This window comes from Tenacibaculum sp. IB213877 (genome assembly GCF_034043975.1).
Classification (GTDB): domain Bacteria; phylum Bacteroidota; class Bacteroidia; order Flavobacteriales; family Flavobacteriaceae; genus Polaribacter.
In genome coordinates, this window is sequence record NZ_JAXCHH010000009.1 from 155,761 (window position 1) to 171,887 (window position 16,127).

Here is a 16,127-nt window from a genome sequence, read left to right on the forward strand (position 1 = left end):
CCGAAAGTACAATATTTATCTTATTTTTGAGAGTAGAGATTTGCTAATTTTTATTGATGAATTCTTCTGAAAAATTAAACATCGCGCTTATTCAATCAGATTTAGTTTGGGAAAATCCTGAAGCTAACAGAAAGCTGTTTGAAGCAAAAATCAACACAATTACTAATGATGTTGATTTGATTGTGTTGCCTGAAATGTTTTCAACTGGCTTTTCCATGAACGCTTCAGCATTAGCTGAAACCATGGAAGGTGAAACCATACTATGGATGCAAAAAATGGCATCTGAAAAAAGCTGTGCAATTGTTGGAAGCGTCATTATTTCTGAAAGACCTTTTAGCTCCACTCAAGATGACAATTACTACAACCGTTTGTTATTTTTACATCCTTCTGGTAAAATCGAGTTTTACGATAAACGTCACACTTTTACTTTGGCTAAAGAGAACGAAGTGTATTCCGCAGGAGAAAATAAATTAATAGTCGATTATAAAGGCTGGAAAATTTGTCCGTTGATTTGTTATGATTTACGTTTTCCAGTATGGTCAAGAAACATTGAAAACTATGATTTACTTATATATGTAGCTAGTTGGCCCAAAGTTAGAATTGCTGCTTGGGATGCCTTATTAAAAGCTCGTGCTATTGAAAATATGAGTTACACCATTGGTGTAAACAGAATTGGTACAGACGCGAATGATTACGAATACGTGGGTCATTCTGCTGTTTATGATTATTTAGGAAACTCTCTTTCTGAAGAAAACAACAAAAAAGAAGATATTATTTATCTTGAAATTGATAAAGTCACGCAACAAAATACCCGAAAAAAACTCGGTTTTTTAAACGATAAAGATGATTTTATTTTAAAATAAGAATATTTTATAAGCAAAGTGAAGTTATTGTTTTATAAAGAGATTACTTCGTCATTCTTCCTCGTAATGACGAAAATAAAAAAGAGCCTTAATTGGCTCTTTTTTTATGCTGGTATCATCCATTTAAAATTGAATTTTGTATCTGGAACTACAATTCGTTCTGTAATTCTATACATTCTATCTGGTAATTTCATTAAATAATCACGTGCCTTTTCTGCTTCCTCAGTTAAGCCTGTAATTTTATCAATTTCCCAAGTATCATTTAATTTTTTCAAAATATCAACGTAATCAAAACCTGTGTAAACACCGATTCTTTGTGCTACTGTTGAAAAATCATCAAATAAACTTCCTTTTGCTCCAAACGATTCACGTAAGTGCATTGCAGGCATTACAATTTTGTGCTTCATCATTTTTTCAAATGCTAACATCATTTCGCTTGGATCTATCTTAAAAATCTCCTTAACAAATGCTGTGTATGCTTTATGATGACGCATTTCATCTCCGGCAATAATTCTTGACATTTTAGCCAATGCTTTATGTCCGCTTTTACGAGCAATTTTAGCAACGTTATTATGTGAAATATACGTTGCTAACTCTTGAAAACTGGTATACACAAAGTTTTTATACGGATCTGTTGATGTACCGATGTCAAATCCGTCAGAAATTAAATGCTGAGTGGTAATTTCTACCTCGCGCATATTTACTCTTCCTGATAAATACAAGTATTTATTTAACACATCTCCATGACGGTTTTCTTCAGCGGTCCACGCACGCACCCATTTTGCCCAACCATTGTCAGGGTCTTGTTTAACTCCGTCTAATTCCATCAACCAAGATTCGTAGGTTGGTAAGGCTTCTTCGGTAATAGTATCTCCTACTAACACCACCCAAAAATCATCGTCTAATTCTTTTGAGATCTCTCTGATTTCCTTTACTTCTTCTAAAAAAGAATCTTCTTGAGAATTCGGTAAAAAATCAGTGGGCTGCCAAATTTTTTCAACGGGAATTAAAAACTCATCAACAAAACTATGGATCTTTTTTTCCAAAGTTTGCATCACTTCTCTTCTAATGTTTTGTATTGACATTAATCTTACTTTTTATTTGTTCTTCTACTGTTGTTAACACTTGGTCAACATTTTTATTTTTTAAATGAATTGGTTCGTGTACTTCTAAAGTTAACGGGCTGAAAATTCCTAACGGAAACTTACCGTATTTGAAGATTTTCCATGAATTATTCACTGTAATTGGCACAACATAGGCTTCAGGATTATGAGTTATAATGGTTTTTAGGCCTCCTGTTGAAAAAGGTTTAGGCTCACCATTTCTACTTCTAGTTCCTTCGGGAAAAATTACTGCCGACCATTTGTTATCATGAATTCTTTTAGCAAAAGCATTTAGCTCTTTTATTGCTTGAACTCTATCTTTTCTATCAATTAATGCAGCTCCTCCTTGACGTAAATTGTATGAAATACTCGGTATTCCTTTTCCTAACTCTATTTTAGACACAAACTTAGGATGATGTTTTCTTAAATACCAAATAATTGGAGGTATATCAAACATACTTTGATGATTGGAAACAAAAATAATGGTTTCATTCTCTGGCAATTCATAATTTTTGTTAAACCTAACAGGTACACCCAGAATAAGTAATGATTTTACTAGAAACCAGTTTAAGACATCAACCGATAACTTATGCGCTTTATAACCAAACACATTAAAACACACCCATTGAATAGGGTGGAATATTAATAGTATTACAAAAAATACTAATCCGAATAGTGCTGAGAGTATATAACTAATAATTTTCATGTTTATTATAAAATAAGATTCCCGCTTTCGCGGGAATTTGTATTAATTATAAATTTTGAAACCAATTTGACCACGGTATTCTTGATAGAATTATAACTAATCCTAGACCGTAAAAAATAGCAAAGGTTTTAAATTTTGATTCGCTTTTAACTACTTTTTTATGTTTAGACCATCCCATTGTTATTAACACGATAGCAACAATCATCATTAAAGGATGTTCAACAGCTAATAAACGAACTGCAGGTTCTCCCATAGCAGTACTTGCATCAGCTTTAAGGATTTTATACCAAGGCGACATAAAATACCATCCTAAACCAATTAATAATTGAATATGTGTGGCTATAAGCGTGAATAACCCTAAACGAAAATCTTTATGAGTAAATTCTTTTTTTTGTATTAATCCTACTGCTGCATTTACAACCGTAAAAATTAATACAGCTAATAATATATATGCCCAATAAGAATGCACTGTCTTCATCATGATTTGTTAATTTTTGATACCGTAAATGTACTGATTTTTGCGCATAAAAAAACCACCTCAAATGAGGTGGTTATAAATTTAAAACACACAATGATTTTATTCTTCATTGTATATCCATAAACCATTTTCTTTTATAATACTTATTACTTCTTCTCCACTATTTCCATCATAGATAGCATAAGTAATAACATACTTTTGACCTTCTTCAGCTGATGGATTTAATGATTCATCAATCAATTTACTAATCGCATTTAAAATCATTTCATCACTCCAATAAGCTGCTTCACCATCTCTTCTATCAAAATTACCATATCTAGCTGCACTTGATGCTGCATCTTCATAACCTGATTCATTAGCAAAAGCATCACCAATAAATGCAAAATCTGCTCCTGATAAAGTGTGTCTAATTGTATTATCAGGCACCCAAGTAGTACCGTTGTGCGCAAATTTAACTGCACCTTCAACTTCATTTGTGTATTGAGACCAATTCATTCCATCATAAACGAAATAAGCTATAAAACTATAAACAGCATTATCATCTACACTACCATCTTCATCAATATCTTCAGTGTCTTTTACATATAATTTATACATTACACCTTCAATATCTCCATCTTCTTTTGGTTCATATTTAAACTTGTCGTTTAGATAAACAGGTATTTTTACCAAAGCTTCATCTTCATCAGAAAAGTTAGTGTAGCTTTCACCCATAGCAAAATACTCATCATCAGTTATACCTGAAACCATTTCCCAAGTATCATTAATTTTAATAAAACCGTTTTCTAAAGTAGATACAGATCCATCATAATATTTATATGTCAACGAAACTAACATCCTATGAGGTGCATCAGGGTACTTTACATCTAAAAAACTTGAAATATCTGTAAAACTATCAAAGTTTCCATAAGTATGACCATTGTCAGTATAATCTTGGTCTGTTACTTCATATACCTTTAAACTTCTTTCAGTAAACTTTGGTTCATAAATATTAAATGTAATTGTAGCATCAGAACCCTCACCGTATAAACTATACTTTTCTAATAAAAATTCTGGTAATATTTCTTTAGCATCATCTTCAGAATTAAAATTACCATAATTTAACTCTAATGCTTCATAATCGTCATCTGTTAGTTTATACTCAAAGCTTCCAACATTAGGTTCTTCTGGAATAGCATCAACAATTTCATTTACATCTTCTAGCGGATTACAATTAGAAAATAATGTAATCACTGTTAATAAATAAATTATTTTTTTCATTTTATAAATTTTTAAAAATTAATTTTGGCTCCGAAGCTGAATGTTCTTCCTAAACCATAGTATACTTGCGCATCGGTAGCTGTAGAATTACCTCCATCTCTTGCATCTGAAATATATTCTACATCAAATACATTATTGAGTCTTGCAGTTAAGGTCGTATCGAAATTACCTAATTTAAACTTATGCCTTAATGCTGTATCAAATAAATTATAAGCAGGAACTTTCCATGCCTCAGGAGCACCTTCTGTTCCTCTATCACTAGGATCAAACTCTGCATATAAATCTGAGTAGTGGTTATAGTCTAGAGTAAAAGTCGTTTCTGGAGTTAATTTATAATTTAAACCTAATGATGCTGTTGTTTGTGCAGCATCACCAACATGTAAATCTTCTATAAAAATATCAACAGTGTCTACTAATTCATTTGCTTCATTAAAAATTTGAACATTTTCCACATTGTTTAACCATCTCCAATCTCCTAACGAAAGCATTCCTGTAATTGTTAATTTGTCAATTGGTTTATAACTAAAATCAACCTCGACACCCTGATGAAGTGCTCCTACACCTAAAATGTTAGCAAACGCTATTGATTCATCTTGTAACTCAAAACGTGCAACTTCTGTTCTATCATCCCACTTTGTTCTATAAAGGTTTATGTTAGCTGATAATTTTTCGCCTCTTAACGTATAACCAACTTCGTAACTCGTAATCTTTTGATTTTCTGCGTCTGAGTTAACATCAACGTTATTATTTTCTGCAAAAACAGAATTAAAATATGGAGCTTTTTCGAAATAACCTAAGTTTACAAAAACCCCATGAGTATCATCTATATTATAATTCACTCCTCCTTTAGTACCAAACCCTAAGAAATTATACTTATCAGACTCTTGTAAAGGATCTGAATCTAAATATTGAAAACGGTCTATTCTTTGATAAGAAGTGTTTGATAAAGAAAATGAAAAGAAAGAAGATATTTTATCTTTAGAATATTCTAACTGACCAAAACCACCTAACCATCCTACTTTTCCATCATTATCATACCAGATTTTGTCTCCAACCTGAGCTTGGTTCCCTAAATTGTTAACATTTGAGTCATCAGCAAAATAACTTCCTCCTAATAAATCTGTTACTTCAGTAAAGTGAATTCCTTTATAATTCCTGTAATCTATACCTGTCAAGAATGTTAGTTCATCTGTAAGGTCTGTTTTTAATGTAGATAAAATACCATACCATTTATGATCATTTCTTGACGCTCTTAAAATAGTTTCAGAACCATTAACTCCATTAGCTATATTTTCTTCTACAATTTTATCAAAATTGATAGTTCCTAAAGGTCCAATCCTGTAATCTGAGTCATTAAATCTAAACTTATTGGCACCACCTGTACCACCACCACCACCAGTACCAAACGAATAGTACGCTGCTGTTGATATAAAAGTTTTATCACTCAATGTCCAGTTATGGTTTAATGAAATTTGTGGTTTATGATAAAAATTATCCTCAGAACTAGTTAACTGTCCTTGTTTATAACCCCAATCTGAATTAAATCTTCTACCTCTTTCACTATCTCTGAAAGTTTTAATAGAGTGCATATTTTGTCTTTGTCCATGACGTTGTTTTGCTCCAAAAGCTGTTAACGATAATTTATGCGATTCGTTAAACTGTTTAGAAACATTTACAAAATAATTAAATCCTGAAAATGGAGTTCCGTCAACGTAACCCTCTCCATTTGTTTGAGCTGCAGAAACTGTCGCTGCAACACCATTATCATTTAATCCGGTTGAATAAGTAAAGCCAAATTTTTGATATCCATCATTACCGAAGCTAAACATTACATTCCCTCCTTGTTTAACATCTGTAGTTTTAGAAATAACATTTATTGTTCCCCCAACTGAAGGTACTGCAACCTTAGAGGCTCCTAAACCTCTTTGAACCTGCATAGCACTTGTTACATCTCCTAAGCCTGCCCAGTTAGACCAATAAACTCTACCGTTTTCCATATCATTTACTGGAACACCGTTAATCATTACTGCTACATTTTCAGAGTTAAATCCACGTAAATTGATTCTACCATCTCCATAACCTCCACCAGATTTAGTTGCATACACCCCAGGTGTAGATTTTAATATTTCAGGAAATTCTTGAGTACCTAATTTCATCTCAATATCTGCAGCTTTTATAGTTGAAACCGCTATTGGAGTCTTTCTATCAATTGCAAAAGATGTTGTTGTAATAACGATTTCGTCAAGAACTTGACCATCCTCAGTTAATTGAATAGTGCCTAAATCTCCTCCCTTAGCAAAAGCTACTTGTTTGTTTGTGTACCCTACAAAAGAAACTACTACTGTTCCATTATTAGATTTTGTGTTTAACATAAACTTTCCATCAAAATCTGTAGATGTACCATTGCCAGTACCCTTCTCTACTACACTTGCTCCAGGTAATGGCTCACCAGTTTCGTCAACTACTTTACCTGAAATTTTAGTTTGCCCTAAAACCGTAGCAGTCACAAAGAATAATGCTACTAGTAATAAATTTTTAAATTTTCTCATTGTTAAATTTAATTGTTATTAAATGCGTTGCAAAAATCCTGCTTTTACACAGTACGAATGTTAAGGCAATGTTAAGTTTTAACACCTCCTTAAGACTCCTGAAAGATACAACTAAACCTTTTTAGTAATTGATTAGCAACCAATTAAATGTTAACAGCTTTATTAACACAGATTAATAAATACTATACACCATTTTAACTTTTAAGAAAATTTAATTTTTTAGGAAGATTGTAAGATTTTTTTGGCTAATTCTTTACCTAATTCGACACCAAATTGGTCGTATGAAAAGATGTTCCAAATAATTCCTTGTGTAAAAATCTTATGCTCGTACAAAGCTATTAGCATTCCTAGAGTTAAAGGAGTTAGTTTGTCAAACAAAATAGCATTATTTGGTCTATTCCCTTCAAAAACTTTGAAAGGTAATAATTGATTGATCTTATCTGATTGACCCGCAGTTTTAAGCTCTAGATGAACTTCTTCTTTTGTTTTACCAAAAGCCAAGGCTTCCATTTGCGCTTCAAAATTGGCCATTAATTTTTTATGATGATCTGTTAAACCATATAAAGATTTTTTAAATCCAATAAAATCAGCAGGAATTAATTTGGTTCCTTGATGCACCAATTGCATAAATGCATGTTGCATATTTGTACCTGTGCTACCCCAAACTATAGTTCCAGTTTGATAATCTATAGGGTTTCCATCTCTATCTACACTTTTACCATTACTTTCCATAATAGCTTGCTGCAAATAATCTGGTAGTTTAGATAAATATTGAGTGTACGGTAAAACAGCTTCTGTTTCTGCTTTATAAAAATTATTATACCAAACACTCAACAGCGCTAAAACAACTGGAATATTTTTATCAAAATCAGCAGATTTAAAATGATTATCCATTTTTTCTGCGCCCTCTAATAATTCTTTAAAATTATCAAATCCAACAGCTAATGAAATTGATAAACCTACAGCCGACCATAACGAAAAGCGTCCACCTACCCAATCCCACATTGGGAACACATTGTTTTTATCAATTCCAAAATTATAAACTGCCTCTAAATTAGTTGAAACCGCCACAAAATGTTTAGCCACATCAAATACAGAAGCTGAGCGCATAAACCAATCTTTAATTGTATTCGCATTGGTTATGGTTTCTTGAGTAGTAAAGGTTTTTGATACTATAACAAATAATGTAGTTTCAGGATTTACTTTTTTCAAGATTTCTTGAACATGATCTCCATCTACATTAGAAACAAAATGTGTGTTTAATTTATTTTTATAAAATTGAAGTGCTTCAACCACCATATCTGGCCCAAGATCTGAACCTCCAATTCCTATATTTACAATATCGGTAATAGATTTACCTGTATATCCTTTCCATTTACCTGAAACAACTTTATTGCTAAAAGCTCTTATTTTTTTAAGAGTAGATTGAATTTTAGGCTTTATATCTTTCCCATTTATTAAAATAGGTTCTTCAGAAGAGCTACGTAAAGCCGTATGCAATACCGCTCTTTCTTCAGTTACATTAATAATATCTCCAGAAAAATATTTTTGAATAGCATCTTTTAACTCAACTTCGTTAGCAAGCTTCACTAATAAATCTAGCGTTTCTTTTGTTATTCTATTCTTTGAAAAATCAACCTCTAGTTGATCTAATTGAATAGTAAAATCAGATTTTCTATTAGAATTTTGATTGAATAACTCCTTTATTGTTACTTGCTCATTATCAGAAAAATGCTTTGATAATTGCTTCCAAGCATTGGTTTGTGTTGGGTTAATATTTTGTAAAGCCATTGATTAGTTGTTTGCTACAATTTGTTCTGGTATTATCTCTTTTTCCTCAACGGGTAAAGATATACTATCTAATTGTTCTTTCAAAGGTTTTATAAATTCAAAATATTTAGGCTTTAAACTTTCTTCCATTGGTTTGGCTGAAGGTAATTTTTCTCTAAACGGGTCTACTTGACGTCCATTTTTCCAAAAACGATAGCAAACATGAGGTCCACTAGTGTTACCTGTCATTCCTACCCAACCAATAATATCTCCTTGTTGCACATATTCTCCTACTCTTACCTTTCTTCGTTTCATGTGTAAATATTGAGTGCTATATGTACCGTTATGTCTTATTTTTACATAATTACCGTTTCCTCCTCTTCGTGCAGATTCTACTACAGTACCACTTGCAGTTGCCATAATTGGCGTATTAATTTTAGCTGCAAAATCGGTTCCTTTATGTGCTCTTATTCTATTTCCATACAAACGAATCCTTCTTCTTAAGTTATATCTTGAAGATATTCTGTATTGGAATTTGATTGGTGATTTTAAAAACTGTCTTCTTAGTAACGATGCTTCATCATCAAAATATTCCGGGATTTGACGAATGGTATCCGCTATGAATCTATAAGCATATAAGTCTTTTCCTTTATGGTTAAATACAGCTGCTTTTACCCTACCATAGCCTACAGATACTGTATCATTAATAAACTTTTCTTCAAAAATAAGTTTGAAAGTATCATCTTTTTGTAAACGATAAAAATCCAACGTCCATGAGTAAATATCCGCTATTGTGTTTGCTAATGTTGGTCTTAACCCCAGCGTGTCAATAGCTACAGAAAAGTTTGAAGTAATTTTACCAGAAACCTCTCTATCAATTATTTTTATAGGCTTTTTATAGGTGTATGCTTTTATAATTGAGTCTTTAAAATCAATAATTGTAGAGGTAACCTTATTGTGTTTGTAAATAAAAACTTGTGCGGTTTGTGTTGAATCTTTTGATGCTAAAATAGTATAGGCTTTATTGGTTCTTACTCTTCTTACATCAAATGTATCTTTTATAGCTGTAGCAATTGCATTAATTTTAGGGTACATTACATGGTGTCTATCCATTATAATTCCAAAACTCTCTCCATTTTTAATCGTATCATTAACTACTTTATAGTTATCAAAATTAAAGCCATATTTTATAACTGGCTTTGGTTTTTCAACCTCAACCACTTGTTCAATTACTTTCTGTTTTTCTTCTTTTTTACATGAAAAAAAGAAAAACAATACAATAAATGGGATTATGTTTTTTAGTTTCAAGTACCTGTATTTTTTCTTCCAAGAGCAAAAATACAAATTAATGTAGTTCAATGTAATTATTTAACAGTTTGTAAAGTGCAGGCCTTTTAGTTTTGGTCAAAAACAATTTCAAACGGATTTGCCAAACCTTTATACGCTTCAAGTTCTGCTCTTAATGATCCTACAGCTAGTGAAGCTTTCATTTTTATGGGAATTTTATTGTCATCTGCAGTAATCCAAATGGTAACACTTTCTTCAGCTTTAAAAACTCTACCTGCTTGTACTAAAGGTCTAAATTTTTGAGTTTTTACTTTACCAAATTTTGTTTCTACCATTTCATTTCCTAAAAACTTTAATTTAAAAGGATAGGTTTTATTGTCAAAAAACATATCAACATCAATCTGTTCTCCTTTTGTTAAGCTTTGAGTATCATAAGCCCTTAAAAAGTAAAAGGTAGAAATCATATCTTGAACTCCGTTAACAGATATAACTGTATCTTCTTGCTTTATAAAATCTTGTACCATGGCTGTGTTTTTTTCATGGTTAAATTTTATATGTTTATGTTTTTTATAGCCTCCTTCGTCTATTTTTCTTTTAAAATAGTAAGGTTTTACGGTTTCTGTATCAAAGTAACTTTCATAAGTATCATCTACTTTAAAAAACCACCCTACTACATCAGAGGTTTTTCCTTCTCCTTTGGCATGCAGCACTTTTTTACCATCTAAAGTGGTTTCTTTTAAACTAAGCTCTGCAGTTCCTGCTTTAAAGAACCCGCTATAGCTCATCCTGTATCTAAGCCATTCGCCACTTTTAAAGGCTTGCGCTTTTTCTTGTCCATAACTTGCAATTGTCATTGCAATTGTAAAAATGTATAGTAATTTTTTCACGATATCAAACTTATAAAAAAAGCATGACAATTACCGTTCCAAAAATAAAAAAAGCAGTTTCTTCACTAATTTAAACTGCTTTTTTACAATGTTTTAACATCTTATTAAAATTCACCCCAATTGTCTAATTCTTCTTTAGACCATAAATAGGGAAAGAATATTCTACGTTGATATTTTGGATGCAAATATTTTCTCCAGTTGCTTCCTCCAGTAGCTTCTATATCTTTTTCACTTCCTCCTAAATATTTACCTGCAGCATTATAATGTGCCATTACCCATTTTACGTTTACTGTATAATCATAATGACGCATTGCTTTAATTAAAGTTTGATCTTGCTGAATTTCTTTTGGAAGCTGCTTAAATTTTTTAGATAAGTTTATATCATTATAATCTTCCATAAAGTCAATAAATTCACCCATGTACTTCTTTTCAAATAAGTTTAAAAGCGTGGATTTTTGACCTGTATTGTAGTTTTTTCCTGCTGCTTGCCAATACAAATGATCATAGGCATTTTTAAAGGATGAATTCCTGTCAATAGTTTCTCTATAACGAGCATCAATCAAATTGATTAGCTCTGTGGATGCAAATTCAATTTTTCGATATTGTGCACTTTGAAAACCACTTGCGGGCGTTAATGTATTTCTAAATTTTAAATATTGTTCTGTATCCATACCATCTGCCATTACTGTAAATGAACTACATAGCATATCAAAGTAACGACTAATTCGCATTAAATGTTTTGAGAATTTTTCTGCAGAAATTTCTGATGATTTTGCTACTTGATCTATTTCCCACAAAATCATTTTGAACAATAACTCATTTACCTGATGGTACATGATAAATACCATTTCATCGGGTTGTGTGGTACGCGGAATTTGCAGTCCTAATAAGGCATCGGTTTGGATATAATCCCAATACGTAATGGGTTTGCTCCACAACAAACCTTCTAACATTGAATTTAATGGAACTCCAAGTTCGTCATACTTTTCTTCAATGGCTTTTAAAATTTTGTCTTTTTCCATATTTGTTTAAGACTAAAAGAACCAAGTTTCAAGAAAATCTTGTGGCTTGGTTCTTTTCACTTTTAATATAAATTGAGAATTATAATGTTCCTCTTTTTTCTTGTTCTCTTTCTATTGATTCAAACAAGGCTTTGAAGTTTCCTGCACCAAAACCTTTGGCCCCCATACGTTGAATAATTTCAAAGAACAAGGTTGGGCGATCTTCAACAGGTTTGGTAAAGATTTGTAATAAATATCCTTCTTCGTCTGCATCTACTAAAATAGACAATTCTTGCAACTTAGAAATGTCTTCTTTCATCATTTCCATATGATTTCCTAACCGCTCAGGAATCATATCGTAGTACGCTTGCGGTGGTGGTGGTAAAAACTCCACTCCGTAATCACGCAAACGTGTTACGGTTTTTACAATATCATCAGTTGCTACAGCAATGTGTTGTACTCCTTCACCTTCGTAAAAATCTAAATATTCTTCAATTTGTGATCTTTTTGCTGCTTCTGCTGGTTCATTAATTGGAAATTTAATACGTCCGTTACCATTACTCATTACTTTACTCATTAATGCTGAGTATTCGGTATGGATTTGCTTATCATCAAACGATAAAAAGTTTACGAATCCCATCACATCTTCGTACCATTTTACCCATTTATTCATTTGCCCCCAACCCACATTACCAACCATATGGTCGATATATTTTAATCCTGCTGATGGCGGATTGTAATTTGATTTCCATTCTTGGAAACCTGGTAAAAATATTCCGTTGTAGTTTTTACGCTCAACAAACATGTGAACCGTTTCTCCGTAGGTATAAATTCCTGCACGAACTACTTCTCCGTGTTCGTCTTTCTCTACTTTAGGTTCCATGAAAGATTTTGCTCCGCGCTTTGTGGTTTCTTCCCAAGCCGAACGTGCATCTTCTACCCAAAGTGCTACTACTTTTACTCCGTCTCCATGCTTTACAATATGATCATTGATTGGTGATTTACTGTTTAACGGAGTTGTTAACACTAATCGGATTTTATCTTGTTTTAACACATAACTCACTTCTTCTTTTGAGCCTGTTTCTAATCCTTTGTAGGCATACGATTCAAATCCGAATGCTGTTTTATAATAATGCGCAGCTTGCTTTGCATTCCCTACATAAAACTCTACATAATCTGTTCCTAAAAGTGGAAGGAAATCTTGCGCTCCTTCAAATATTTTTTCTAAACCGTAGTTTACTGATTTTACTTCTTTACTCATAATAAGCCCCTCTTAATCTCCCCTGAGGGGAGAGACTCTTAACCGGGAAAACATAAGAGTTCTTTTAATTATACGTTATATTTAATTATAAAAACCTTTTTAAACTCCTTCCCTTTGGGAAGGTTGGGATGGGCTTTACTCCAACCACGATTTATAATAATCTTCATCGGCAATTTTCATTGCTTCTTCAGTTACTTTTAACGGTTTAAAGGTATCTACCATTACCGCTAATTCTTCTGTTTCTGTTTGCCCAATACTTCTTTCTGTTGCTCCTGGGTGCGGTCCATGAGGAATACCTGCAGGATGCAATGAAATATGACCCGCTTCAATATCATTTCTACTCATAAAATCACCATCTACGTAATACAACACTTCATCAGAATCAATATTACTGTGGTTGTATGGTGCTGGAATTGAATTTGGATGGTAATCATACAAACGTGGCACAAAACTACAAATAACAAATGCATCTGTTTCAAATGTTTGATGTACTGGAGGCGGTTGATGAATTCTACCTGTTATCGGTTCAAAATCATGAATTGAAAAAGCATACGGATAGTTATAACCATCGTACCCAACTACATCAAACGGATGTGATGCATAGATCATTTCAATGATTTCATCTTGCTTTTTAATTTTCATCAAAAAGTCTCCTTTTTCATTATGTGTTTCTAGTTCTTGTGGCTGACGAATATCACGCTCACAAAAAGGAGCATGTTCTAACAACTGACCAAACCAGTTTCGATAGCGTTTTGGCGTGTAAACCGGACGATAACTCTCAACTATGAACAAACGGTTATCTTCAGTATCAAAATCCATTTTATAGATCATTCCGCGAGGAATTACTATATAATCTCCATATTTAAAATCGAGATTACCCATGTGTGTACGTAACTTACCTGTTCCTTTATGAACGAAAATTACCTCATCTGCATCAGTATTTTTATAAAAATAATCTTTGGTTGATTGTTTTGGTGCTGCTAAAATGATGTTACAATCAGAATTAGTTAACACCACTTTTCTACTTTCCAAATAATCTTCCACTTGTGGTACTTGAAATCCGCGAAAGCGGTACGATTGAATATTATTTGATTTGGCAACTTTAGGTGCAATACTGTATTGTTGTTTGATTGCTTTTACCATAGTCGGACGCTGCTCATGATATAAATTCGATGACATTCCGTCAAAACCAATGGTACCAAATAATTGCTCATAGTATAAGCTTCCGTCTTCTTTACGGAACTGTGTATGACGTTTAGGAGGTATTTTTCCTAGTTTATGATAAAAAGGCATTTTGTTAATGTATTAATGAGTTAATAAAACAATGTAACAATTAGCGTTAGCGAAAGATTGCTACATTTTTACATTGAAAAACTTACACATTAAACGTTCACTCAGGGTTACGTTTTATCAAAAACTTTAAATATATAAGTAAGTCTTTATACATTTTAGTTGTAGTTGCTTGTCTTACAAATATACAGAAAAGTAAAAAGAATACTGGTATGTATCGTTAGGTTAAAACAAAAAATCCGAAGCGTAAAAACTTCGGATTCTAAAATTAACTTGTAAATTTTATTCTTTTGGTAAGCGCTCATCAATCATTTTAAGCGGCATTCCTTCCATTAAATCAAACACATCAATAATGCTTCTAAATGTATCTTCTTCTTCAGATTGCTCTGTAATAAACCATTGTAAAAATACTTCTGTTACAAAATCATCTTCTTTTCTTGCTGATTTAAATATTTTAAATATTGATTCTGTTACATTTATTTCCTGATCTAATGATCTTTCATAAATATCTCTTAAGCTTTCAAAATCATTAGTTACGTTTTCAACGTTCGGAGAAATTGCTGATCCACCATTATCATTGATAAAAGTGAATATTTTCATAGCATGCTCTCTTTCTTCTTCTGCTTGTTTATAAAAAAATGATTTGCTGTTTAATAATTCTCTTTGATCGCACCATGAAGCCATAGCTAGGTAAGATGCCGAAGCTTTCATTTCTAATGCAATCTGATGGTTTAACAAATCCATAATAACAGGATTTATTGTCATTTGTTTTCTTACTGCTGTTTTCATAATAGTACTTTATTTATAACAAAAGTACCACAATACAAGCGTGTAAAAAACTAGTTGTAGAAATTTGAAAAAAGTCTAAATAAGCATAGCTTATACTAAAACTCTTTTGATAGGGGCAAAAAAGGAATCTACTGTTTGTTTTAAATGTAAAAGCTGAGGAATATCTAAATAAATAAGATGTTTTTTATCTGCAACAAACAACAAAACAAAATTATCTGTATCAATAATTTCTTGAATAGACCAATGTGTTGATAATTTCTGAATGCTATTTCTTAGCTGAAGCAACTGAGGAAAACTTAATAAAATTTCTTTATTTATTGTTGTTAACCTGTATTTACAAAACGTTACCTCTTGTAAACTAACTATATCCAAAATTGTGTGTTTTTATGGTGTGCAAACATACAAATTTATTTAGAATAAATAAAAATTAGCTTTCTGGTGCTAATTCAACTTCCAAACCATCTAAGTCTGGAGTAATGGGAATTTGACAACCTAACCTACTATTATCTTCAACATAAAATGCTTCTGCTAGCATTGCTTCTTCTTCATCACCCATTTCAGGTAACTCATGATCTGATAGCACATAGCACTGACAAGATGCACACATAGCCATTCCACCACAAATACCGATGGTTCCCTCTGGAGCTAACTCATAAGACCTAACAACTTCCATCAAGTTCATTGCCATATCAGTTGGCGCTTGCACTTCATGAGTTACTCCTTCTCTATCTGTTATTTTTAAGGTAATATCTTGTTCCATTAGTAAACTCTTTATTCAATAGCTTTAACAACTGCTTTTGGTGCTTCTTTTTTTGTTCCGTCAAAACCTTCTACACCACCTACTGTTGTGTATTTCATGACATATTTTTTATCTGGGTAAATT

15 protein-coding genes and 1 pseudogene are annotated in these 16,127 nt (G+C 32.2%); 1 reads left to right on the forward strand and 15 read right to left on the reverse strand.

Annotated elements, in window-relative coordinates:
* Positions 1-56: 56 nt before the first annotated feature.
* Positions 57-863, forward strand: a complete 807-nt coding sequence (locus SLH33_RS10980; protein WP_320419152.1) for an amidohydrolase — start codon at positions 57-59, stop codon at positions 861-863.
* 104 nt (positions 864-967) lie between these two features.
* Here the strand turns inward: SLH33_RS10980 and SLH33_RS10985 are convergent, their stop codons facing one another.
* From SLH33_RS10985 to SLH33_RS11055, 15 genes and pseudogenes are all read right to left on the reverse strand, one after another.
* The gene (locus tag SLH33_RS10985) at positions 968-1,948 is read right to left on the reverse strand and encodes an acyl-ACP desaturase (protein WP_320419153.1); all 981 of its coding nucleotides are present in this window, start codon (positions 1,946-1,948) and stop codon (positions 968-970) included.
* On the reverse strand, positions 1,929-2,672 hold the full coding sequence (locus SLH33_RS10990; protein ID WP_320419155.1) for a lysophospholipid acyltransferase family protein: 744 nt from the start codon (positions 2,670-2,672) through the stop codon (positions 1,929-1,931). The genes SLH33_RS10985 and SLH33_RS10990 overlap by 20 nt, the downstream gene beginning before the upstream one ends.
* Before the next feature lie 46 nt (positions 2,673-2,718).
* Positions 2,719-3,150 (reverse strand): hypothetical protein, encoded by a 432-nt coding sequence (locus tag SLH33_RS10995; RefSeq protein ID WP_320419168.1) that lies wholly within the window; start codon positions 3,148-3,150, stop codon positions 2,719-2,721.
* A 99-nt stretch (positions 3,151-3,249) separates the two neighbouring features.
* Positions 3,250-4,410 carry a hypothetical protein gene (locus SLH33_RS11000; protein WP_320419156.1) on the reverse strand — a complete coding sequence of 387 codons (1,161 nt, stop codon included), beginning with the start codon at positions 4,408-4,410 and terminating at the stop codon, positions 3,250-3,252.
* 11 nt (positions 4,411-4,421) lie between these two features.
* Positions 4,422-6,959, reverse strand: a complete 2,538-nt coding sequence (locus SLH33_RS11005; protein WP_320419157.1) for a TonB-dependent receptor — start codon at positions 6,957-6,959, stop codon at positions 4,422-4,424.
* Positions 6,960-7,178: 219 nt separating this feature from the next.
* Entirely contained in the window at positions 7,179-8,750 is a 1,572-nt protein-coding gene (pgi, locus tag SLH33_RS11010) for a glucose-6-phosphate isomerase (protein ID WP_320419158.1), read from the reverse strand.
* A gap of 3 nt (positions 8,751-8,753) precedes the next feature.
* A complete protein-coding gene (locus tag SLH33_RS11015) occupies positions 8,754-10,037 on the reverse strand; it encodes a peptidoglycan DD-metalloendopeptidase family protein (protein WP_320419159.1) in 1,284 nt (427 codons plus the stop codon).
* Between the two features lie 86 nt (positions 10,038-10,123).
* Positions 10,124-10,903: a DUF3108 domain-containing protein gene (locus SLH33_RS11020; RefSeq protein ID WP_320419160.1), complete on the reverse strand. Its 780-nt coding sequence runs from the start codon at positions 10,901-10,903 to the stop codon at positions 10,124-10,126.
* A gap of 104 nt (positions 10,904-11,007) precedes the next feature.
* Positions 11,008-11,925, reverse strand: a complete 918-nt coding sequence (locus SLH33_RS11025) for a tryptophan 2,3-dioxygenase family protein (protein ID WP_320419161.1) — start codon at positions 11,923-11,925, stop codon at positions 11,008-11,010.
* A 79-nt stretch (positions 11,926-12,004) separates the two neighbouring features.
* Positions 12,005-13,165 carry a 4-hydroxyphenylpyruvate dioxygenase gene (gene hppD / locus SLH33_RS11030; RefSeq protein WP_320419162.1) on the reverse strand — a complete coding sequence of 387 codons (1,161 nt, stop codon included), beginning with the start codon at positions 13,163-13,165 and terminating at the stop codon, positions 12,005-12,007.
* A 135-nt stretch (positions 13,166-13,300) separates the two neighbouring features.
* Positions 13,301-14,458, reverse strand: coding sequence for a homogentisate 1,2-dioxygenase (locus tag SLH33_RS11035; RefSeq protein ID WP_320419163.1), 1,158 nt, complete (start codon positions 14,456-14,458; stop codon positions 13,301-13,303).
* A 279-nt stretch (positions 14,459-14,737) separates the two neighbouring features.
* The gene (locus tag SLH33_RS11040; protein ID WP_320419164.1) at positions 14,738-15,244 is read right to left on the reverse strand and encodes a ferritin; all 507 of its coding nucleotides are present in this window, start codon (positions 15,242-15,244) and stop codon (positions 14,738-14,740) included.
* 90 nt (positions 15,245-15,334) lie between these two features.
* Complete coding sequence (locus SLH33_RS11045; protein ID WP_320419165.1) at positions 15,335-15,616, reverse strand: hypothetical protein; 282 nt, start codon at positions 15,614-15,616, stop codon at positions 15,335-15,337.
* Between the two features lie 55 nt (positions 15,617-15,671).
* Positions 15,672-16,004 (reverse strand): 2Fe-2S iron-sulfur cluster-binding protein, encoded by a 333-nt coding sequence (locus SLH33_RS11050; protein ID WP_320419166.1) that lies wholly within the window; start codon positions 16,002-16,004, stop codon positions 15,672-15,674.
* An 11-nt stretch (positions 16,005-16,015) separates the two neighbouring features.
* Positions 16,016-16,127, reverse strand: a pseudogene (locus SLH33_RS11055) (ferredoxin--NADP(+) reductase); the annotation flags it as partial.

Excerpts from the sequence above, each read along its gene's own strand:
- SLH33_RS10980 (WP_320419152.1), top strand. The coding sequence starts at position 57 with ATGAATTCTTCTGAAAAATTAAACATCGCGCTTATTCAATCAGATTTA.
- hppD (WP_320419162.1), bottom strand. The coding sequence starts at position 13,165 with ATGAGTAAAGAAGTAAAATCAGTAAACTACGGTTTAGAAAAAATATTT.
- SLH33_RS11005 (WP_320419157.1), bottom strand. The coding sequence starts at position 6,959 with ATGAGAAAATTTAAAAATTTATTACTAGTAGCATTATTCTTTGTGACT.
- pgi (WP_320419158.1), bottom strand. The coding sequence starts at position 8,750 with ATGGCTTTACAAAATATTAACCCAACACAAACCAATGCTTGGAAGCAA.
- SLH33_RS11000 (WP_320419156.1), bottom strand. The coding sequence starts at position 4,410 with ATGAAAAAAATAATTTATTTATTAACAGTGATTACATTATTTTCTAAT.
- SLH33_RS11025 (WP_320419161.1), bottom strand. The coding sequence starts at position 11,925 with ATGGAAAAAGACAAAATTTTAAAAGCCATTGAAGAAAAGTATGACGAA.
- SLH33_RS11040 (WP_320419164.1), bottom strand. The coding sequence starts at position 15,244 with ATGAAAACAGCAGTAAGAAAACAAATGACAATAAATCCTGTTATTATG.
- SLH33_RS10990 (WP_320419155.1), bottom strand. The coding sequence starts at position 2,672 with ATGAAAATTATTAGTTATATACTCTCAGCACTATTCGGATTAGTATTT.
- SLH33_RS11035 (WP_320419163.1), bottom strand. The coding sequence starts at position 14,458 with ATGCCTTTTTATCATAAACTAGGAAAAATACCTCCTAAACGTCATACA.
- SLH33_RS10995 (WP_320419168.1), bottom strand. The coding sequence starts at position 3,150 with ATGAAGACAGTGCATTCTTATTGGGCATATATATTATTAGCTGTATTA.
- SLH33_RS10985 (WP_320419153.1), bottom strand. The coding sequence starts at position 1,948 with ATGTCAATACAAAACATTAGAAGAGAAGTGATGCAAACTTTGGAAAAA.
- SLH33_RS11050 (WP_320419166.1), bottom strand. The coding sequence starts at position 16,004 with ATGGAACAAGATATTACCTTAAAAATAACAGATAGAGAAGGAGTAACT.